The organism is Kitasatospora sp. NPDC050463 (assembly GCF_040655255.1).
GTDB lineage: Bacteria > Actinomycetota > Actinomycetes > Streptomycetales > Streptomycetaceae > Kitasatospora.
The window spans coordinates 1-19,769 of sequence record NZ_JBFAJO010000089.1; the positions used below are offsets into that span (position 1 = coordinate 1).

Annotated in this window: 17 protein-coding genes and 1 other RNA gene; 6 read left to right on the forward strand and 12 right to left on the reverse strand. The window is 72.6% G+C overall.

Annotated elements, in window-relative coordinates; genetic code table 11:
* The 4 genes from AB0J08_RS35540 to AB0J08_RS35555 form a co-directional block, all read right to left on the reverse strand.
* Positions 1-120, reverse strand: a 120-nt coding sequence (locus AB0J08_RS35540) for a chorismate synthase (RefSeq protein WP_360642397.1), incomplete at its 3' end; no start/stop codon positions are given.
* 14 nt (positions 121-134) lie between these two features.
* Positions 135-1,136, reverse strand: coding sequence for a ParB N-terminal domain-containing protein (locus AB0J08_RS35545; RefSeq protein WP_360642354.1), 1,002 nt, complete (start codon positions 1,134-1,136; stop codon positions 135-137).
* Between the two features lie 252 nt (positions 1,137-1,388).
* Positions 1,389-3,578, reverse strand: a complete 2,190-nt coding sequence (gene pabB, locus AB0J08_RS35550; RefSeq protein WP_360642356.1) for an aminodeoxychorismate synthase component I — start codon at positions 3,576-3,578, stop codon at positions 1,389-1,391.
* Positions 3,579-3,615: 37 nt separating this feature from the next.
* Entirely contained in the window at positions 3,616-4,365 is a 750-nt protein-coding gene (locus AB0J08_RS35555) for a 50S ribosomal protein L11 methyltransferase (protein WP_360642358.1), read from the reverse strand.
* Between the two features lie 248 nt (positions 4,366-4,613).
* On the opposite strand from AB0J08_RS35555, the gene AB0J08_RS35560 reads away from it, so the two are divergent.
* The gene (locus tag AB0J08_RS35560; protein ID WP_360642360.1) at positions 4,614-6,512 is read left to right on the forward strand and encodes a helix-turn-helix domain-containing protein; all 1,899 of its coding nucleotides are present in this window, start codon (positions 4,614-4,616) and stop codon (positions 6,510-6,512) included.
* Positions 6,513-6,597: 85 nt separating this feature from the next.
* On the opposite strand, the gene AB0J08_RS35565 is transcribed toward AB0J08_RS35560, so the two are convergent.
* Complete coding sequence (locus tag AB0J08_RS35565) at positions 6,598-7,848, reverse strand: transposase (protein WP_360642362.1); 1,251 nt, start codon at positions 7,846-7,848, stop codon at positions 6,598-6,600.
* 634 nt (positions 7,849-8,482) lie between these two features.
* Here AB0J08_RS35565 and AB0J08_RS35570 point away from each other — a divergent pair.
* Both AB0J08_RS35570 and AB0J08_RS35575 read left to right on the forward strand, forming a co-directional pair.
* Positions 8,483-9,658, forward strand: a complete 1,176-nt coding sequence (locus AB0J08_RS35570) for a cytochrome P450 (protein WP_360642364.1) — start codon at positions 8,483-8,485, stop codon at positions 9,656-9,658.
* A 526-nt stretch (positions 9,659-10,184) separates the two neighbouring features.
* Positions 10,185-10,610, forward strand: a complete 426-nt coding sequence (locus AB0J08_RS35575; protein ID WP_360642366.1) for a hypothetical protein — start codon at positions 10,185-10,187, stop codon at positions 10,608-10,610.
* Between the two features lie 52 nt (positions 10,611-10,662).
* Here the strand turns inward: AB0J08_RS35575 and AB0J08_RS35580 are convergent, their stop codons facing one another.
* Positions 10,663-12,135 carry an asparagine synthase-related protein gene (locus AB0J08_RS35580; RefSeq protein ID WP_360642368.1) on the reverse strand — a complete coding sequence of 491 codons (1,473 nt, stop codon included), beginning with the start codon at positions 12,133-12,135 and terminating at the stop codon, positions 10,663-10,665.
* Positions 12,136-12,327: 192 nt separating this feature from the next.
* Positions 12,328-12,486, reverse strand: coding sequence for a hypothetical protein (locus AB0J08_RS35585; RefSeq protein ID WP_360642370.1), 159 nt, complete (start codon positions 12,484-12,486; stop codon positions 12,328-12,330).
* Positions 12,487-12,854: 368 nt separating this feature from the next.
* On the opposite strand from AB0J08_RS35585, the gene AB0J08_RS35590 reads away from it, so the two are divergent.
* Positions 12,855-14,111 (forward strand): helix-turn-helix transcriptional regulator, encoded by a 1,257-nt coding sequence (locus AB0J08_RS35590; protein WP_360642399.1) that lies wholly within the window; start codon positions 12,855-12,857, stop codon positions 14,109-14,111.
* 14 nt (positions 14,112-14,125) lie between these two features.
* Positions 14,126-14,482, forward strand: coding sequence for a hypothetical protein (locus AB0J08_RS35595; RefSeq protein WP_360642372.1), 357 nt, complete (start codon positions 14,126-14,128; stop codon positions 14,480-14,482).
* A gap of 259 nt (positions 14,483-14,741) precedes the next feature.
* Here AB0J08_RS35595 and rnpB read toward each other — a convergent pair.
* From rnpB to AB0J08_RS35620, 5 genes are all read right to left on the reverse strand, one after another.
* Positions 14,742-15,140, reverse strand: an RNA gene (rnpB, locus tag AB0J08_RS35600) — RNase P RNA component class A.
* Positions 15,141-15,153: 13 nt separating this feature from the next.
* Entirely contained in the window at positions 15,154-16,653 is a 1,500-nt protein-coding gene (locus tag AB0J08_RS35605; RefSeq protein ID WP_360642373.1) for an MFS transporter, read from the reverse strand.
* A 135-nt stretch (positions 16,654-16,788) separates the two neighbouring features.
* The gene (locus tag AB0J08_RS35610; protein ID WP_360642375.1) at positions 16,789-18,261 is read right to left on the reverse strand and encodes an RNB domain-containing ribonuclease; all 1,473 of its coding nucleotides are present in this window, start codon (positions 18,259-18,261) and stop codon (positions 16,789-16,791) included.
* A gap of 131 nt (positions 18,262-18,392) precedes the next feature.
* The gene (locus tag AB0J08_RS35615) at positions 18,393-18,788 is read right to left on the reverse strand and encodes a type II toxin-antitoxin system death-on-curing family toxin (protein ID WP_360642377.1); all 396 of its coding nucleotides are present in this window, start codon (positions 18,786-18,788) and stop codon (positions 18,393-18,395) included.
* Positions 18,785-19,120 carry a hypothetical protein gene (locus tag AB0J08_RS35620; protein ID WP_360642379.1) on the reverse strand — a complete coding sequence of 112 codons (336 nt, stop codon included), beginning with the start codon at positions 19,118-19,120 and terminating at the stop codon, positions 18,785-18,787. The genes AB0J08_RS35615 and AB0J08_RS35620 overlap by 4 nt, the downstream gene beginning before the upstream one ends.
* 114 nt (positions 19,121-19,234) lie before the next feature.
* Between AB0J08_RS35620 and AB0J08_RS35625 the strand changes: the two genes are divergently transcribed.
* Positions 19,235-19,714 (forward strand): DUF3995 domain-containing protein, encoded by a 480-nt coding sequence (locus AB0J08_RS35625; protein ID WP_360642381.1) that lies wholly within the window; start codon positions 19,235-19,237, stop codon positions 19,712-19,714.
* Positions 19,715-19,769: the final 55 nt, after the last annotated feature.

Genomic DNA, 19,769 nt, shown 5'->3' on the forward strand with positions numbered 1-19,769 from the left:
GGTCACCGGAACGCCGGCGGGCAGGCCCTCCAGCGTCGCGACCAGTGCGGGACCGTGCGACTCCCCCGCCGTCAGCCAGCGCAACGTACCCAACGAACTCTCCCCGCTCGGTGTACCGATGGTCGTCACGCGGCTCAGGCCGCGCCCCGCGCCCGCTGCGCCAGCACGTCGGCGAGCGCGCTCCACTCCGCGCTGCGGCGTGCGGCCGCGACGTGCACCAGCGGGACGCTGTGCGGCGGGAGCGCGTCGGCGATCCGCTCCCACTGGTCGGGCGTCAGTTCCGTGGCGAGCAGGACGCGCAGCAGCAGCCGGCCGGAGTCGGTCGCCTTCAGGGCCGGATCCCTGACCAGCTTCTGCACCGCCGTAGTCGCCAGGTCCGACGGAACCTCCCCCGCCGGCCGCTCGCCGGTCCGCTGCCGGGGCAGCTGCGGGGGGACGGTCGCGGGCCCGGCGCCGTCGCGCCGCCCCTGCGGCACCGGGCTCTCACCGCGCCGCAACCGGTCCCGGACATCACGGACCGTACCGGTGGACAGCCCCGCCCCCCGGGCGAGTTCGCGCAGCGAGGCACCCGGGTCCTCCGCCAGCAGGGCGGCGGCGATCCGGCGCCCCTCGGCGCTGCTGAGCGGGCGCACGGTGCCGTCGCGGCCGACCCGGGTGTGCGACTGCGGAATCTCCGCACTCGCACTGCGGCGCAGCTTGCCCACCGTCTTGCCGCTCAGGCCGGTGCGTTCCGCGATGGCCCGGTCGGACCAGTGCGGGTGGGAACGCAGGATGCGGCCGGCGGCGAGCCGGCGCTCGGCCGGGGTCAAGGGGAGCCCGTGCCGGACGTTCAGCTGGACGGACAGGACGTACGCGTCGGCCTCGCTGCCGTCGAAGAAGCGGACCGCGATCTCGCGCCGGCCGCGCAGGGCGGTGGCCGAGAGCCGGTGCATGCCGTCGATCACCCGCATGGTGCCGCGGTGGACCAGGATCGGGTCGAACTCCCAGTCGGAGTCGGCGAGTTTGCGGACGTGCTCCTCGTCCTGGCGCTGGGCGCGCGGGGAGTCCGACGGCTTCAGCGCGTCGAGCGGTACCCGTCTGGGAGCGGAGGGGTCGATGCCGGGCATGGCGAACGTCGAGTTGCCGGTGGCTGTCACGAAAGCGCTCCCCCCGTTGGCCGACCACTGGTCGGCACGAATCGCTGTCGGGGAGATCGTGCGGCAGGCCGGCCGGTGGGACCAACCGCCGTCCGACACTCCGTCAGGTACGGGGGAATCCGTCAAGTCCTCCCCCCACCAGGCCGTTTGCCGGAACCGCGACCCGCCCGCAGGCGCGCCGGGGCGTACCGCGGGGCCCCCGGATCGTACGGCGGGCGGCCGAGCGGGCCGCCCACCGTACACCCCGCGGGATCAGAGCACCGCCGGATCCGGATGACGCCCGGGGAAACGGGCCCCGATCGCCTCCAGCAGCGGGCCCGCCTTCACGGCGGTCTCCTCGAACTCGGCCGCCGGGTCGGACAGCGCGATGACGGCGCCGCCGACCCCGTAGCGGACCCGGCCCGGGGTGACCAGCGCGGTCCGGATGACCACGCTCAGGTCGGCCGCCCCGGTCAGCGAGAGGTAGCCGAGGGCGCCCGAGTAGACGCCGCGCGGACCGGCCTCCAGTTCGTCGATGATCTGCATCGTCCGGACCTTGGGCGCTCCGGTCATGGAACCCGGCGGGAACGCGCCCCGGACGCAGTCCACGGCGCTCCGCCCGGCGCGCAGCTTCGCCCGGACCGGACTGACCAGCTGGTGGACGGTCGCGTAGGTCTCGACCTCGAAGATGCGGTCGGCCCGGACCGAGCCGATCTCCGCGTGGCGCCCGAGGTCGTTGCGGACCAGGTCGACGATCATCAGGTTCTCGGCCCGGTCCTTCCGGTCCGAGCGCAGCTGCGCCGCCAGCTCGGCGTCCTGCGCCGCGGTCGCCCCGCGCGGCCGGGTGCCCTTGATCGGGCGGGACTCCACGGCGCCGTCCGCCTCGATCCGCAGGAAGCGCTCGGGCGAGGTGCTGAGCACCGAGAGCCGGCCGAAGCTCAGCAGGGCCGCGTACGGCGCCGGACTGCTGCGGCGCAGGGCGCGGTAGGCGTCCCACGGGTCGAGCTCGCCCCGGGCGTCGATCATGTTGGTCAGGCACACCTCGTAGGTCTCGCCGCGGGCGATCAGCTCCTGGCAGTGGTCGATCAGCCGCAGATAGCCGTCGCGGTCGTGCCGCAGCCGGAGACCGCCGACGCCCGGGAGCCCGGGGCGCCGCGCCGCGGCGCGGCCCGCCACCGACTCCAGCGCGTCCGCGGCCGTGCGCAGCCACGCCCGGGCCGACCTCTCCTCACCCTCCTCGCCCTCCTCCGCCAGGGCGAGCAGATAGGTGGTGCGGGTGGCGTGGTCCAGCACCACCGCGCGGTCGGTGAACACCATCACCGCGTCGGCGTCCTCCGAGCAGTGGGCGGCCTTCCCGCCGCACTCGGCCTTCAGCTCGTAGCCGAGGTAGCCGACCCAGCCCAGCGCGAACGCGAAGGGCAGCGGCGGCACTTCGGCCCGGGTCGCCTTCAGGTCCCCGTCCAGCCAGTCCAGGAAGTCCGCCGACAGCACCTCGGTCCCCGCGGCCGAGCGGACGGTCACCGTCCGGCTCGCCACGTCGGCCTCGGCGACCCGGGCGAGCGGCCCCGAGCCGTCGCCCATGATCGAGAAGCGGCCGCCGGCCGCGTCGGGCCGGCTGCTGTCCAGCCAGAAGGCGTACGCGCCGGTGCGGAACAGCCGGTCGTAGGCGACCTCGTCCTCCCAGCGGGTGGGCAGCCGTTCCACCAGGACCCGCAGGGAACGCGGGCGCGGCCCACCCCGGTCGGCGGCGAGCGGCTCGGCGCCGAGCCGGCCGGCGACGGCCAGGTCGGCGACGGACCTGCCGGCCGTGCGGCCGGGCGACGCCGCCGTCCGGTCGAGCGGTCCGAAGGCCACCGACTCCACCCGCTCCCGGCCCCGTTCGGCCCGCCAGGCCGCGCTCAGCCGGGTGAAGTTGGCGAGCAGGTCGTGGCCGTGCCGGGTGAGGACCGACTCGGGGTGGAACTGCAGCCCCCACATCGGTCGGTGCCGGTGCTCGACGCCCATCAGGACGCCGTCCGGAGTCCAGGCCACGGCCGCCAGCTCGGGCGGCAGGTCCGTCACGGCCAGCGAGTGGTAGCGGACCACGTCGAACGGTGACGGCAGCCCCTCGAACAGGCCGGTGCCCGTGTGCGACACGGGCGAGACGAGGCCGTGCCGCGGCTCGCGGGCCCGCCCGACAGTGGCGCCGTGCGCCAGGGCCAGCCCCTGGTGGCCCAGGCAGACTCCGAGCAGGGGGATGTCCGCGTACTCGACGATCTCGCGGCAGATCCCGAAGTCGGCCGCGACCGCCGGGTTCCCGGGCCCGGGCGAGAGCACCACGTTGTCGAACGCGTCGAGCAGCCCGCGGTGCCAGCGCGGATCGTCGTTGCGGATCACCACGGGCTCGTGACCGCCGACCTCGGCGAGGTAGTGGAACAGGTTGTAGGTGAACGAGTCGTAGTTGTCGATGAGCAGCGTGCGCAAGGTACCTCCGTGGCCGCGGGCGGGTGCTCCCGCCCGATCAGCGGACAGTCGGCCGCGCGGACGGCGCGGGCCGGTCCGCCCTGCGGATCTCGAAGAGGATGTGCTCGATCGTCTCGCCGGCCTCGCGGAATCCCTGCCGGTGACGGACCACCAGGTCCCGGCCGCAGTCGGCGGCGATCTCATGGAGCCGCTCGACGTCCCCGCGGTCGCTGAACTGCAGCAGGGCGCTGCCGCCTTCGGTCAGCCGCAGCGGCGCCTCGACCAGGTAGCCGCGGTGCGCCCGGTAGCCCGGGTCGACGTAGGCGCGCTCGTGGTCGCTCTCGTAGCGGTACTCCGTCGGGGCCAGGACGAAGTTGGAGTGCCAGTAGACGGTGTCGAACCGCTCGTCCTCGCCCAGCGCGGAGAACAGGTCGCTGTGGACGGCGCTCAGCCGGTCGGTGACGCCGTGCCGCACCGCGTTCAGCCGGGTGTTCTCCACCGCGACCGGGTTGATGTCGGAGGCCACCACCCGCGCACAGCCCGCCAGGGCCGCGGCGATCGCGATGATGCCGGTACCGGCTCCGATCTCCAGGAACGATCCGTGCTGCCGGTACGGCGTCTCCCGTGCGCCGTCCAACCCCAGGATCTCCATGGCCGTCGCGGTGGTCGCCGAGAACGGTGGTGCGAAGACCCCGGGCAGCAGGTCCCACTCCCGGCCCGCCATGGTGAACCGGTCCGGCCGGTCCTCTCGGGTCAGCGCCGTACGACTGCGTTCCAGAGACCTCGCGTAACTCTTCAGATCTGTCATTCCCCACCCCTTGCCTTTTCGAGGAAGCCCTCTGTTCGACTCCCGGGGTCATCGTTTCGAAGCCGCGCAGTGCCCCGTAAGGTGCTCCGATGACACCACGGGCCCGTCGGCACGGTGCTCGGAGCACACCGTGCCCGACCGACCCGGGCCGCTCCTGCTTGACCAGCGCAAACGCCACAACCTAGGCTCCACCAACGATCTCGTGGTCTTGCGTGGGGGGACGCTTCTTGAACTCGGGCGACGCGTCTATGGACGCCCATACACCGGCTGTCCTCGAGCTTCTCGCTCTGGAGGCACCCGCCGGCCGCTTCGAGGAGCTGCTGTGGACGGCCCGTCAGGAAGAGGTGACGGCCGAACAGTTCGGCCGTCTCGAACACGCCGTCCGGCTGGCCCTGGACGTCCGGGCCGCCGCCGACCAGCGGCGCCGGCGGGAGGCGTCGCTGGCATCGCTGGTCGCCACCGCCCGCGACCTGGCCTACCAGCCCGACCTGGACTCCCTGCTGAACGTCATCACCAGCCACTCCCGGCGGCTGCTCGACTTCGACATGGCGTACGTCAGCCTGCGCCTGCCGCAGGGCGGATCCTACGTCCACCGCTCGGACGGTGAGACCACCGCGCTCAGCGAGGGGCTGACGCTCGGTCACGGGCTGGGCCTCGGCGAGCAGGCGCAGGGCCGCCAGGCGCCGTTCTGGACGTCCGACTACCTCACCGACGACCGCTTCCCGCACTCCGCGGAGATCGACGCCGTGGTGGGGGCCGAGGGCCTGCGCGCGATCCTCGCGGTGCCGATGACCCACGGCGACGTGGTGGTCGGCGCGCTCTACGGCGCCTCCCGCCAGCGCCGCCACTTCACCCCGGACGAGGTCGGCCTGCTGCGCTCGTTCGCCGACATGGCCGCCGCGGCGATCGAGGCCACCCGGCGCGCGGACCGCCTGCAGGCCGAGCTGGCCGCCACGCGGGAGGCCGCCGCCCGCACCGAGACCGCCCTGGCCTGCACCCGCCTGCTCGCCCGGACCCAGACCGAGTTCGCCGACCGGGTGCTCGGCGGCGCCGAACCGCACGACATCGTCCGGGCCATGGGGGACGCGCTGGACGGCACCCTCGTCCTGCGGGACGCGTCCGGCCAGGTCCTCGCCTGCACCGGGGAACTCCCCCGGCTGGACGAGGCGGTGGCGGTCAAGGCACTGGTGGACTCGCACGCGGCCGGTGCGCCGATCGCGGTGACCGACACCGTCTGGGCGACCCACGTCACCACCGGGGTCGCGGGCCCGTGCGTGCTGCTGTTCCAGGCGAAGTCCCCGCTGACCGACGAGGGCAAGCAGCTGCTGTACTCCACCGGCCAGGCCGTCGCACTCGTCCTGCTGCTGCGGCACAGCGTGTCGGCCGCGGCCGGACCCGCCCGCGACGAATACCTGGACGACCTGCTCGCCAGTACGCCGCAGTCGAGCCGGCGCCTCAGCGCGCGCGCCCGCCGGCTGGGCATCGACCCGGCCGGGCACCACGTCGTGGTGGTCCTGCGCCCCGAGGGCGGCAGACAGGGTGAGGCCGCCGTCTGGGCCTCCTCGTACGCCTACCGGCACGGCGGGCTCAAGACGGTCAGCGGGGAGCTCCTGGTGCTGCTGCTGCCGGGTACGGACGCCTCGGCCGCCGCCCGGGCGGCCTCCAACGAGCTGTCACCGCTGCTCGGTCACGCGGTCTCCGCGGGGGCGGCGGGGCCGGCCCAGGACCTGGTGTCGGTCGGCAAGCTCTACCAGGAGGCCCGGCGCTGCCTGGACACCCTGATCGCCCTCGGAGGCACCGGCGGCACCGCGTCGGCGTCGGACCTCGGCTTCCTCGGACTGCTGCTCTCCGACGAGCGCGACGCCGGCGCCTTCATCACCTCGGCGGTCGGCGCCGTCATCGACTACGACACCCAGCGGGGCACCGACCTCGTCCAGACCCTGGAGGCCTACTTCACCTCGGGAGGCAGCCCGACCCGGGCCGCCCAGCAGCTGCACGTGCACACCAACACCGTCTCCCGGCGGCTCGACCGGATCACCGAGCTGCTCGGCCCGGACTGGCAGCAGCCCGCCGGTGCGCTGGAGATCCAGCTGGCCCTGCGCCTGCACCGGGCCCGCGGGGCGGTCTACCCGGGTACCGGGCGGTAGGCCCCGAGGCCAGGTGGAGCGACGCCCGATGGACCGGTGCGGACCGGTCCACCGGGCGTTCGCCCCGACCGGGCACCGCGCGCGATCAGGCCGAGCGCGGGGTGGGGTACTCGACCGGGCTCCCGCCGAGCCCCGCCATGGCGGTGGCCGCATGAGCCGCGGACGCGAGCGAGATGTGCCGGTGCCAGCCACGGAACGAGCGGCCCTCGAAGTCCCGTAGGCCGACCTCCTCGCCGACCCCGGTGAGGTCCCGGCAGGCCCGACCGGCCAGTTTGGTCAGCCGCAGCAGCGCACCCGCGGGGGCCGACGCCAGATTGGTGACCCACAGCGCCACCGGCGAACTGTCCGGGTCCGTCCACTCGCCGAGCAGCAACAGGTCCCGGTCGCCGTCACCGGCGCCGGCGCGGCGGGCCCGGCCGGAGCCGTCCGTCGGGCCGACCCGCACGGCGACGGTGAGTGACCCGCCCGACCCGGTCGGACCGCCCCAGGTGCTGCGGCGGCGCAGACCCTTGACCGAGGCCAGGATGCGCTGCGCGGCGAGCGGCCCGCCGCCGTACCCGGGCAGGGCCGGATCGCGGACCTCCAGCAGGGACGTGCCGCTGACGCGGGCCACCACCGGCAGGCCGGCCGCCGTGAACCGGTCGACGGTGGCCGCGACCCGGTCGACGTAGGTGTTCAGCACCACCGGCCGCGCCGGCACCCGCCAGCTGCCCACCGACTCGGCGAAGGCGGCGAGCGCGCACTCCAGCAGCGTCTCCTCGGCGATCCCCTCCGGGATCTCGGCCCGACGCCGCCGGAGGTCGTCCCGCAGCCAGGACCCGGGCAGGAACAGCCGCCAGTGCACGGGGACGGTCAGCAGCTCGGAGGCGTAGAAGACCCCGAAGGCCTGCTGTCCGTGGAAGCTCTGACCCAGACACTGGTCGTACCCCTGCTCCACCCCCACCGACTGGTCGCCGGCCTTGGGGATCGGCATCGGGCCGACCACCCAGGCCTGCGGGGCCGCCGCCCGCGAGAGGTGACGGGCCAACGCCTCCCGCATCGGCATCCAGTCCCAGGTGGAGCTGCTGATGAAGTGGTGCAGGCTCTGCTCGGCGGCGGGGCCGCCGACATGGGCGGCGATGTTGCGGATGGACTTGCGCCCTCTCGCCTGCAGGAGCCCCCGCAGGTACTGCTCGCCCTTCTGCCGCTGGTCACGCCGCGCGAGCGAGGCGAAGAGCGCACCGGCCAGCTCGCCGGTCGCCGCCTCCCACGGATCTCCCGGCCCACCCGCCGTGTGGCGCCGCTGGGGCAGGTAGAACTCCGGCCCGGCCCCACTCTCGCCGAATGGCACGATCACGACTTTGCCCCCTTCGCTGACCGGCGGCCTCCGCTTGCCGCCACGTCAAGACTGACGGCTGGACGGCTCCCTGGGGAGGTGGGCAGGCCCCCTCACCGCAGCTGTCAAGGGTCGCTCGGGCACCATCCGGGGCGCCGCCGGGCGCGAACCCCGGACCACCGACACGCCCCCACCACCCCCCACCGGGTGCCGGGCCACCCTCCGAGCAGGGCAGGTGGGGGTGCCAGCGGCGACAAGGGGGCGCACGCGGCACGAACCCGCTCGGACCGGCCCGGGACGATGCCGGGCGGGAGCAGACGGGGCGAAAGAGTCGGCCTGTACACCGGAAACTTTCGCCATATGGGCTATGACCTGTGGCGATGCCATCCGGCGAGGCCAGATCGCCACGCCGGTACCAGCGGCGGGGACGCCGTGATCGAGGCAGCCGTTCGGGCGACCGCTGTTCAAGCGGTGCGCGCGGACGCCGGCCCCGAGACCGAACCGGCGCCAAGGGCCCCGGCACCGCCGGCCGCGCGGGAGATCTCCGGGCCGAGACCCTCTGGCTACGCTCGGCAGCACGGGCGTACGCCGCAAGCAATGGTGTCCACGCGGCCTCCCACGAGGCGTTGACGCCCGAGACGGCAGAGAGATGAGCATGAGCAATCCACTTCAGGACCCGGCCTTCTTCCAGGATCCGTACCCCACCCTGGCGGCACTTCGAAGCGCCTCGCCGGTCCAGCGGGTGCCTGCCGGCGGGGGCCGATCGAGCTACCTCGTGACCGGCTACGCCGAGGCCAGAGAAGCGTTCACCGACCCGCGGCTCTCGAAGGACACGGCGCGCTTCTTCGCCGGCAAGGACACTGGGCGCACCCTGCACCCGGCCGTGTCGCAGAGCATGCTGGCCACTGATCCACCACAGCACACCCGGCTGCGGAGCCTCGTCACGAAGGCGTTCACCCCGGGGGCCGTCGCACGCCTGCACCCATACATCGCCCGGGTGACGGACGCGTTGCTCGACGCGTGGGTGCCCGGCGTCCGGACCGACGCCATCGAGCGCCTCGCCGTCCCGCTGCCCGTCACCGTCATCTGCCAACTGCTGGGGGTTCCCGACGCCGACCGCGCGGCGGTGCGTACATGGTCCAACGAACTCTTCGCGGCCGGACAGCCCGAACGGATCGACTCCGCCTCACACGCCGTCGCCGACTACATGGCTGACCTCATCACGGCCAAGCGCCGCACCCCCGACGACAGCCTGCTCAATGACTTGATCCGTGCCCGCGACGGCGAGGACCGGCTCAGCGAGGACGAACTCGTCTCCCTCGCGGTGCTCCTCCTCGTAGCCGGCCACGAGACCACCACCAACCTGATCGGCAACGGTCTCCTGGCCCTGCTGCGGACACCGGATTCCTTGCACCGCCTGCGCGACCAGCCTGATCTGGTCGACGCGGCCGTGGACGAGCTCCTCCGGTTCGAGTCCCCGGTGAGCATGGCCACCTTCCGGTTCACCACCGAGGCCATCAGCCTCGGCGGTGTTGAGATCCCCCCAAGCTCACCAGTGCTGATCGCGCCCGGGGCTGCGAACCGCGACCCCGCGCGCTTCTCCGACCCCGACCGACTCGACCTCGACCGGGACACCAAGGGGCATCTCGCCTTCGGACACGGAATCCACCGGTGCCTCGGGGCGCCCCTCGCCCGTGCCGAGGCCGCGATCGCGTTCCGGCGCGTCGCCGCGCGATTCCCCGAGCTTCGCCTGGCTGTGCCCGGTGCCGAGCCGCAATGGCGGCACACACGGCTCATGCGGGGCCTTGCGGAACTGCCCGTCCTGCCATAGGCCGACCCTGGGATGCGCGCGGTCCCACCGGGCGTGTAAGCGATCTGGTGTAAGTCCCCTGCAGTCATTGGATGCTGAGCCTCTGGTTCTGTGCTCACAGTTGCTCCCTGCTGATTCCGTCGGTGGCCTGGGAGGACTTCGCCGTCAGCAAGGCGACTCGGCACAGGCCTTCCGGGAGAACACGGACGAAGCCGGCGGGCGTGGTCGCCAAAACGGTGCGGACCGGGGATCCCGGTCGGATGTCGACCATTCGGCCGATCTACCGGGGGCCCTGGAAGGCTGGTTCGACCGTTCTCACCGCCATACGATCCTTGATCACCTGCCGGCGGACCCGGGAAGGAACCTCGTGCGGCTTCGGCGTGTCGATGACACCCGCGCCCATAGGCTCTGCACTGGGTGTGCCGAAGGGAGAGCTCTGGTGTATCAGGTGCGTGAGGCAACGGCCGCTGACGCCGATCCGATCGCCGAGATGGTTCGAACTCGGTCCGCGTGGCTGTCCGCTCGAGGACTGGGTCAGTGCGCCGACATGGCCGAAGAATACGGCTCCCAAGCCGGGAACCCCTCCTTCCCGGTCTGGGTGCTGGAGCACGAAACCGAGGGCGTCGTCGGCTGCACCTCGCATTATGGCAACGATGCCCTGCCTGAGTGGGCGTTCACCGGCGAGGAGCGGGCCGAACCGTCCCTCTTTCTCGCAACCACCTTCACCGCGCCAAACCCTCACCGGCTCGGTCGGCTGATCGCCTGGTGGTCCCTGGACCGGGCTGCCAAGCAGGGCCTCGCCTGGGTCCGGCGCGGCACGGGGCAGGAACAGCTCTCCCGCTACTACCAGGAGGCACAGGGCTGGGAGCTGCTGCGGGTCGCGGACCACCGCAGGACGAAGGTGTTCTTTCTCCAGCGGGAGGCTCGGCCCATGCCGGAACTGGCCGACCTGATGGCCGGGCGCAGGCTGTAGCGAGAAGCCGGAAAGCCCGCCGCAGAGCGTCTGCTGCGGGCTTTCCGCTTTCTCAGCGACAGGTGACCGCGGAGTCAGCCAGGAGCGCAAACACCACCTCGTGGTCCCCCGTGACCGGGGAATGGGCTTCCAGGCGGGCGGCAACAGCCGCCAGGCCCTCGGGGTCCAGCAGGCCGGCTTCGATGAGCGGTGAGCCCGCTACCAGGATCCGACGGATGCGGGGGACGCCGTGCCGGCGCATCGCCAAGGTGATGATTTGCTGGAAGTTCTCCGAGATCGGCGGCCGAGCGACCTGTGGCGGCATGCCGGTGCGGCTGATGATCTCCCGGAGGAGGTGCTTGCGCTGTCGCCACTCCAAGGGAAGCCACTCGCAGAACCGGACCAATGCGGGGTCGGTGAGGGGGTGGACCGGCCAAATCCCGCGTCGCATGAACGCCGGGCCGCAGACGGCCTTAGCCATGAGGGCGGTCTCGGGGACGACGGCGGCCGGGGTGATCGCGCTGTCGATGTCCCCGAGGGCATCGCGGGCGACGGGGCCAATCCACGGCGGGGTGTCGGCGGGTTCGAATCCGCCCCACCCGCCTTCGTCTTCGGCCGCGGTGGTGGCCATCAGCTCGTCCCCACCGATGCCCGTGAACAGGGCCGTGATGCCCAGGTCGGTGAACCGGCTGGAGAGGGCGCCGAGGGCATCGGTGTAGATGTCGCTGGTCGGGGCGACCCATGTTGGCCGGCTGAACCGGGAGGTGCGCCCGTACGGCAGATGGTCCAGGGACTGAACGGTAAGACTCGACCAGCCGGAGGCGATGTACTCCAGGATCAGCCGTCGCCGTTCGGCCTGCTGGATACCGCGCTCGCCGTCCAGGAGGACGGTCCCTGCGGTCACTCCGGTGCCCTGCGGGGCCGTGCGCATTGCCAGTGCGACGACGGTGGAGTCCATACCTCCAGAAAGCTGCACGGCCGTCCTGGATCCCGTCCAGGGCAAGCGGCCGACGGCGAGGTCCAGCAGGTCCGTGAAGAGCGGGATTGGGTCCATGTTCTTCTGGAGTGAGCGGGCGCGGCTGTGCGCCGCAGGCTCCGGGAACTGGATGATGAGCGGCCCGTCCGGTCCGAAGTGAGCTGTGGCCCGTTCGGTGAGGAGCTGGATGTCTGGCCAGAACGTGGCCGCCGAGTATCGGGCGCGCAGGGCGAGATGCCTGGTGACGGCCACGTGGTCGAGTCGGTCAGGATCCTGGTGGTCGCGGAGGTCCATCAGGTCCCACGAGCCATGCAGCACGCCATCGACCGCCGCTAGGTATTGCGGTGCGGTACACGCGGTTCCGGTCTTGATGCGGGCGGCCTGGCCTGGGCTGATCTCGATGGTGGTCCAATCGTCTCGATCCTCGCGGAGATGGCGCACGGTCTTGTCGTAGGTGCCGGGCGAGACCATGGCGATCTCGGGCCGAGTCGGGCCAGTGTCGGGCTTTCGCCCGGCGGAGATGAAGGCGACGCGGATACCGTCGGTCAGGGCGGCCTGCTCGGTCAGCACGTGTCTGTACGGCTCGATCCAGGACGACCCACACCTCCATAGGCGGGCCGCCCAGGCCCAGTTGCGGTCGGGAGCGATGTCGTCGTGGGTGATGCGGAGGCGGAACATCGACAGCTGCCCTTCATGTGCCGGGAAGGTCGGAACGCGACCCGGCCGCAGCACCCGGGAGTGCTGCGGCCGAGTGATGGGCTGTCAGACAGCCGTCGTGTCGTACGTCTGAACCGAGTCGCTGGAGCCCGCGATCTTCTTGTACGAGTAACGGTCGGTGGTGTCCATGACCTCGTACACCGGCTCGTCGCCAAAGATCCGGCCAGCAGCGTCCAGCAGCATCCGCTCATCGGCGATGTTCACGAAGCTATTCCCTTCACCTGGTTGCAATGGCCTCTCCCCCCACTCGCTTGGAGCGGCAGGAGAGGCCCGGCACCAGCGGGATGCCAGCGCCGGCGCGGCCCGTGGGTGTGCCAGTCAGGCCGGACCGCTGGTCGTGCACCGTCGAATCAAGGGCTTTGATCTGCCCGACTCGGCGGAATCCTGGGCCTGCCGCCGTGTTGCGGAGGCCCCGGGGCCCAGCGTCGGGCTTCCCTTTCCTCCGGAGCGGCAGGTGCCCAGTGAACAACAATCAGTTACCGTCTCCCAGAGCGAAGTTGCAGCGATACCCAGGCGTTTCCGAGGCGTTGGTCTACTGACCACTGGAAACGTCTTCTGGATCCGGGGGTGTGATGACAGCCAAGCGAAGTCGCCTTGAGCAGCGGCGTACGGCTCTGGGCTACAGTCAAGAGAAGATCGCTGAGCGGCTCCGCATTGCGACGTCCACCTACGCGCGTTGGGAGACCTGCAAGGCTGACCCTCGGCCTTACCAGCGGCCGAACCTTGCCAAGGTTCTCCAGGTCACACCCGACGAGCTGGAGGATCTCCTCACACCTGAGCTGACAGCACTCAATCGTGCGACGGCCGATGGCCCCCTTGCGTCCCCCGGTGATACTGACGACATGAAGCGTCGCGACGTCTTGAGCCTGCTCGCCGTGACCGGCGCGCTGATCGCCATGCCGCACCCCGACACACCTTCGACACGCCGGGCCCCCGCCGGCTCCCTCGTCGAGACCGGCCCCGAACTGAATGCACATCTATGGAAGGTGTTCAGCCTCTCCGACTCGAAGCAGGCCGCCCTCCCAGTCGTCCGCCATCAGCTCGGACTCGTGGCAAAGGAGTTGGAAGAGAGCCAATCGGACGCCTCCCGCAAGCAGCTCTGCTCGCAGGTCGGGGACTTGTATCAGCTCGCCGGTGAGATCTTCTTCGACGCCAACCGGTACGTGGACGCGGCGCACTGCTACACACTGGCCGCCAATGCGAGCCGCGAGGCCGGCAACGCGGACATGTGGGCGTGCGCACTGACGCGGCACGCCTTCGTCGAGCTGTACGAGCGACGCTTCGCGATGGCGGCGCCGATACTCGCTGCGGCCTCTCGGGTGGCCCAGAGGGGCGATGGGCAGCTCTCCACGCGGTACTGGGTCGCCGCGGTCCAGGCGGAGGCGTACGCGGGCCTGGGCGACCTCGACGAGTGCAAGCGGGCCCTCGACGACGCCGAGCAGGTTCACAGCCTGTCGGGGCAGATTCACAACGGCGGCTGGCTGCGGTTCGACGGCGCCCGGCTGGCCGAGGAGCGCGGGACTTGCTACCTGGAGCTCGGTCGGCCGGACCTGGCCGAGGCGGCGCTAGCGTCTGCCCTCGGGCAGACGCTCTCTCTGCGCCGCCGAGGGGCGGTGCTGGCCGAGTTGGCGACGCTGGGCGCGGAACGCAGCGACCTCGACCAGGTGGTCGTCTACAGCCGCGCCGCGATGAAGCTGGCCGACCAGACAGGCTCGGGCTACATCGGCAAGAAGCTGGAGGGCCTCCAGGCTCGTCTTGTCCCGCTCATGGGCGATAGGCGAGTCTCGGAACTGCACCAGCAGATTTCGGCGCTGTCGAGCGCCGCCTGACGAAGGAGCGACGGATGTCGGACGAGGGCCGGATCTTCCGCGAGGCGTGGATCGCGGGCGTGACGAAGCACTACCCGGGCGAGCCGAAGCCGGGTTACATCGCCCCCTGGGAGGAGACCCCCGATTGGGAGCGCCAGTGCGCCGCCGCGGTGTACGGCCAGGTCCGGGACTTCATCGCGGTGAGCGGCGGCAATACCGCAAAGCTCACACGCGAGCAGAAGGGTCGCTTTGTCGCGACCTGCTGGATCGCACAGATCCACAAGCACATCGAGAATCCCAAGCCGGGCTACGTGGCGGATTGGGACGAGCTGCCGAAGTGGCAGCAGGAGACCGACACGGACATCTTCGAGCGAATCGAACAAGCGAGCTAGGTGCAGTCGGGCAATGCCCTCCCCTGCCGTGCTGCGCTGCCCGGATGCGGATCCGGGCAGCACTCTGTTCTGTTCCACAGCCAGGCGCCCTCCTCCGACCGCTGAATGGTGGTCCTCACCGCCACACGATCGCCACAGGGCCCCCGGAAACAGGCCCGAACAGGCGCGAAGAGTGAGCAGCCAGCTACGACGCCCCCGAACAGAAAAGGCCTCCTGACCTGTGCTTGTGCAGGTCAGGAGGCCTCTCTCGGCTGGGCGACGGAAGAGTCGGCCTGTACGCCGGGTTCTGTCTCCTGGGCTGCTTGCGCGGCCCGGGGAGGCGGTCATCCATCTAGGACTGCCGTTGCCGACAGCCTCGTGCGGTCTACCCGCGGACTCGGGCGAGCAGCCCTCGAACATCCGCGCACGGTGCCCGGGGGCACCGATCTTGACCTTGCTCCAGGTGGGGTTTACCGAGCCGGCCGAGTCACCCCGGTCGCTGGTGGTCTCTTACACCACCGTTTCACCCTTACCCATCGCCGAAGCGGTGGGCGGTCTGTTTTCTGTGGCACTGTCCCGCGGGTCACCCCGGGTGGGCGTTACCCACCACCCTGCTCTGTGGAGCCCGGACGTTCCTCGGCGGGTCCTGAGGACCCGTCGCGACCGCCCGGCCGACTCTTCCGCCGTAGTGGTCATGGTAGCCGCTCGGGCGGGGCCTCCCGTACTCCGGGGCGGGCCAGGGGCGGCTCACCGCCGAGGCGGGCGGCCACCCGGGCGGCGGTGCCGGTGGCCCAGGCCGTGGTGGTGACCAGGCCGAGGACCAGGATCGCGACGCCCAGCCCGGTCACGATCCACCAGCCGGCATGACTGGCCGGGGCGAAGCCGGTGGCGACCGGGCCGACCACGGCCGAGGTGACCACGGTGCCGATCACCGCCACACCGAGCGACTGGCCGACCTGCCGGCTGGTCGAGGCGACCGCCGCCGCCACGCCCGCCTGGGCGCGCGGCATCCCCGAGACGGCGGCGTTGGTGATCGGCGCGTTGACCATGCCGAACCCGAAGCCGAACAGCGCGTAGGCGGCCAGCAGCAGGCCCGGCGGGGAGTCGGCGGTCAGCGTGGTGAGCAGCACACCGCTGGCGGCGAGTCCGAGACCGGCCGCGACCAGCGGGCCGCGCGGCCCCCGGCCGCCGACGATCCGGCCGGAGAGCGGCGCGCAGACCAGCATCATCCCGGCCATCGGCAGCGTCCACAGGCCCGCCTCGACCGGGCTGTAGTGCCGGACGTCCTGGAGGTAGAGGGTGTTGAGGAAGAGAAAGCCGCCGAGCGCCGCGAAGGCGCAGACGGCGGTGACGGTGGCGCCGGTGAACGGCGCGCTGCGGAAGAAGCGCGGGTCGACCAGCGGCTCGGCGACCCGGCGCTCCCAGAGCGGGAAGGCCACCAGCGCGGCCAGCGCGGCCACGCCGAGCCCGAGGATCAGCGGCGACGTCCAGCCGTGCTCGGGGCCCTCGATGATCGCGGCGGTGCCGCAGCCGAGCAGCACCACCATCAGCAGCTGGCCGACCGGGTCCAGCCGGCGGGGTCTGGGCGAGCGCGACTCGGGGACGTAACGGGCGGTCAGCAGGAAGGCGACCAGTCCGATCGGAACGTTGATCAGGAAGATCGCCGGCCAGCCGGCGCCGTCCACCAGGAACCCGCCGAGCAGCGGGCCGAGCGCCATCGAGATACCGACCACACCACCCCAGACTCCGATCGCCCGGGCCCGCTCGCGCGGGTCGGTGAAGGTGTTGGTGATGATCGACATCGCCACCGGGTTCAGCATCGAGCCGCCGACCGCCTGCACCGCGCGGAACACCACCAGCCACTCCAGGCTGGGCGCCAGGCTGCAGAGCAGCGAGCCGAGCACGAAGAGCAGCAGACCGGTCTGGAAGACCCGGCGGCGGCCGAAGCGGTCGGCCACCGAGCCGAACAGCATCAGCAGCGAGGCCAGCACCAGGGTGTAGGCGTCGATGACCCACTGCAGGCCGGAGGCCGGGGCGTCGAAGTCCTTCTGGATCGCCGGGAGGGCGATGTTCACCACCGTGTTGTCGAGCCCGACGATGAACAGGCTCAGGCAGCAGATCGCGAGGATCAGCAGCCTGCGGCGCCGGCCGGGGTCGGCGGACGGCTTGCGGGGGGAGGTCGGTTCGGCCACGGGTCGATCCTCCCACCAGGGCGCCGCCGGGCGGCGGTGCAGCGGACCGTCCGGGTGGCGCCGGACCGGCGGGATGGGCCGGACGGCCGCGGCGGGCCCGCGATCCGGGGCCCCGGGCGAGGTGGCGGGGCGGCGTCAGACGGCGGTGAAGCGGACCGTGCCGGTGACGGCGTCGGCCTGTGTCAGACGGGCGACGATCCGCCCGCCGAGCGGAAGGGCGGCACCACCCGCCCCGCCGACACCGCCCGCCGCGTCGCAGCGGGCCCGGACGGCGGGTTCGCGCAGCTGCACGGTGCCCCGTGCGGGCCGCTGCTCGTCCACGTCGATGACCACGGCGGGGAAGTCCTCGCCCTCCCGGCCGGCCAGCAGCTCCGCCTCCACCAGGTCGACGCAGGCCCGTTCGACCTCGGCCGAGCGGCGGTCCCCGGCCGCCATCAGGGTTGGGACACCGGGCAGCGCCTCCCGGGCCCAGTCCGGCACCGACTCGCCGGCGGCCACGGCGGCACAGACCTCCTGGGCGAAGCGGTCCCCGAGCCGGCGCAGCGGCGCGGTGCAGTGCGCGTACGGCGCGGCCAGCGCGGCGTGCGCGGGGTCGGCCGGGGCGGGCAGGCCCTGGGTCTCGTCGAAGGCCCGGTAACCGGCCCCGCGCAGCAGGCCGGTGCACTCGTTGAGGAACGCCGCGTTCAGCGGGGCGTCCGGGTCGAGGGAGCGGATGAGGTCCGGGTACGGCAGGCCGTCGGGCCAGTCGACGTCGAGCGCGCGGGCGGTGCGGCGCAGTCGCTCGTACGCGGCGGCGGGCGCGGCGGGCAGGGTGCGCAGCAGGCCGACGCCGGCGTCCAGCATCAGTTCGGCCGCGGCCATCCCGGTGAGCAGGGAGATCTGGGCGTTCCAGCCCTCGGCGGGGGTGAGCGCGCGGTAGCCGAGGACGTATCCGTGCAGGGTCTCCTCGATCTCCTGCTCGGGGACGGGCAGGCTGACCCCGCCGCGGGCCCGCTCCTGCTCCTCGCGGAGCCGGCCGACGGCGGCGAGCAGGGCGAGCTGCTCGTCGGCGCCGCCGGCGTCCACGGCCCGCTGGACGTCGGGGTAGTCGAGCCGGCGGTGCGAGCGGACCAGCGCGCGGCGCAGGTCGGCGAGGACGACGCCGCCGTCGGCGTCCAGGTCGAGCTGCCAGAGCAGCGCCGGACGGGTCTCGCCGGGCAGCAGGCTGGCGGCGTCCTCGGAGAGTCGGGCCGGGTGCAGGGGGACGCGGTGGTCGGGGAAGTAGAGGGTCTGGACGCGGCGGCGGGCCTCGGCGTCGATCTCCCCACCGGGGCGGACGAAGGCGGCGACGTCGGCGATCGCGTAGTGCACCCGGTAGCCGCCGCCGGGGCGGTGGGCCAGGTGCATGGCCTGGTCGAGGTCGCGGGAGCCGGGAGGGTCGACGGTGAAGAGCGGAAGGTCGGTCGCGTCGTACTCCGGCAGCCGCGGCGACTCGGCGGCCTGCTCGGCCTCCGCGAGGACGGCCTCCGGCCACTCGGTGCGGATCTCCAGGCGGGCGCGCAGTTCGGTCAGTTCGGCATTGATCCGGGCCGAGTCGGCGGCCTTGACGCGCAGTTTTCGGCGTGGCATGCAGGCAGCGTAGGGCGAATCGGGTGATTCCGGGCGGACGTCGGTGGCGGGCGCGCCGATGCCCGGCGGGGTCACCGGGCCGGGCCGGTGACCGCCTCGGTACTCGGGCCCTCGGGACCGGGCCCGCCGGCTCAGCGGCCGAGCAGGGACCTGAGGTCCTTGGCGGCGAGGGCGAGCGCGTCGTCGTAGCCGCCGGTGGCCAGCCGGAGCATGAAGGCGACGGCGTCGTCCGGGTGCGGGTCGGTGTAGGGCTCGGCGTTGTAGTCGAGGAAGAGCAGCATCGCCTCGAAGGCGGTGCGCTTGTTCCGGTCGATCAGCGGGTGGTTGCGGGCGAGGCTCTGGCCGAGCGCGGCCGCCTTGCTCCAGAGGTCGGGGTAGGCGTCCGTGCCGAACAGGCTCGCCTGCGGGCGGCCGAGCGCCGAGAGCAGCGCGCCGAGGTCGCGGATGTTCTCCGGGCCGCCGGCGAGGTAGCTGACGTCGGCCAGGTCCAGGTACTCGACGTCGCGGCTCTGCCGCTGCCCGGTCACAGGTCCTTGAGCCTCTCCAGCGTCTCCGCGTTGGCTGCCCGGATCCGGGCGACCAGGGCGATCCGGCGGTCCTCCCGGCTGGGCGCCGGCTTCTCGGCCAGGGCCTCGGGCAGCTCGGACTGCCGCACGTCGAAGGCCAGCTCCGCGCGGTCCGGGCCGGACGTCTCCGTCACCCGCACCCGGCCGGCCAGCACCGCCTGGGCGGCCGCCCGGAGTGCGAACTCCAGTGCCTGCCGGGTCTGCGGCGGCAGGTCGGCGGGCAGTCGGACCGGCAGGGACTCCTCCACGGCGTCGTCGTCGCCGGGTACCAGGTCCAGGGGGCGCATGGTCATCTCGTCACTCTCCTTCGGTGTCACCGTATGCCGGGGCCGGCCGACCGCCAACGGATTCTCCGTAAGCACTCGTAGGGTGGTCCCGTTGATCGGATTCGGAGGGGGGCTCGACGGATGGGCGCAGTGAAGGTGACCGGCGCAGTGCAGGCGACCGGGGCGGTGCGGGCGACCGGGACGGCGGTGGCCGGGGTACTGGCGGCGACGGGAGCGCTGCACGCGGTCTGGGCGGTGACGCCGTGGCCGGCGCGGTCGCCGCAGGAGTTCGCGGACACGGTGGTCGGCAGGGGCGACGGCGTGCCGCCGGTGGCGGCCTGCCTCGCGGTGGCGGGGCTGCTGGGGACGGCGGCGTACCTGGTGGGCGCGGAGGCCGGGGTACTGCCGGCAGTCGGGCCGCGCCGGGTGCGCCGGGCCGGCCTGCGGACGGTGGCGGGGGTCCTGCTGGCGCGCGGGGCGGCCGGGCCGCTGCTCTTCGGCGAGCTGGGCGAGCGGACGCAGCGGTACAAGCGGCTGAACACGCGGTACTACTCGCCGCTCTGCCTGGCGCTCGGCGCCGGCGCGGCGGTGGTCGCGGCGGCTTCGGGGCGCGACCTGTAGCGGGTTACCCCCGGTCGGGCCGGTTTGCGTAGGGTGGCGGGGTTCGCCCGCCACC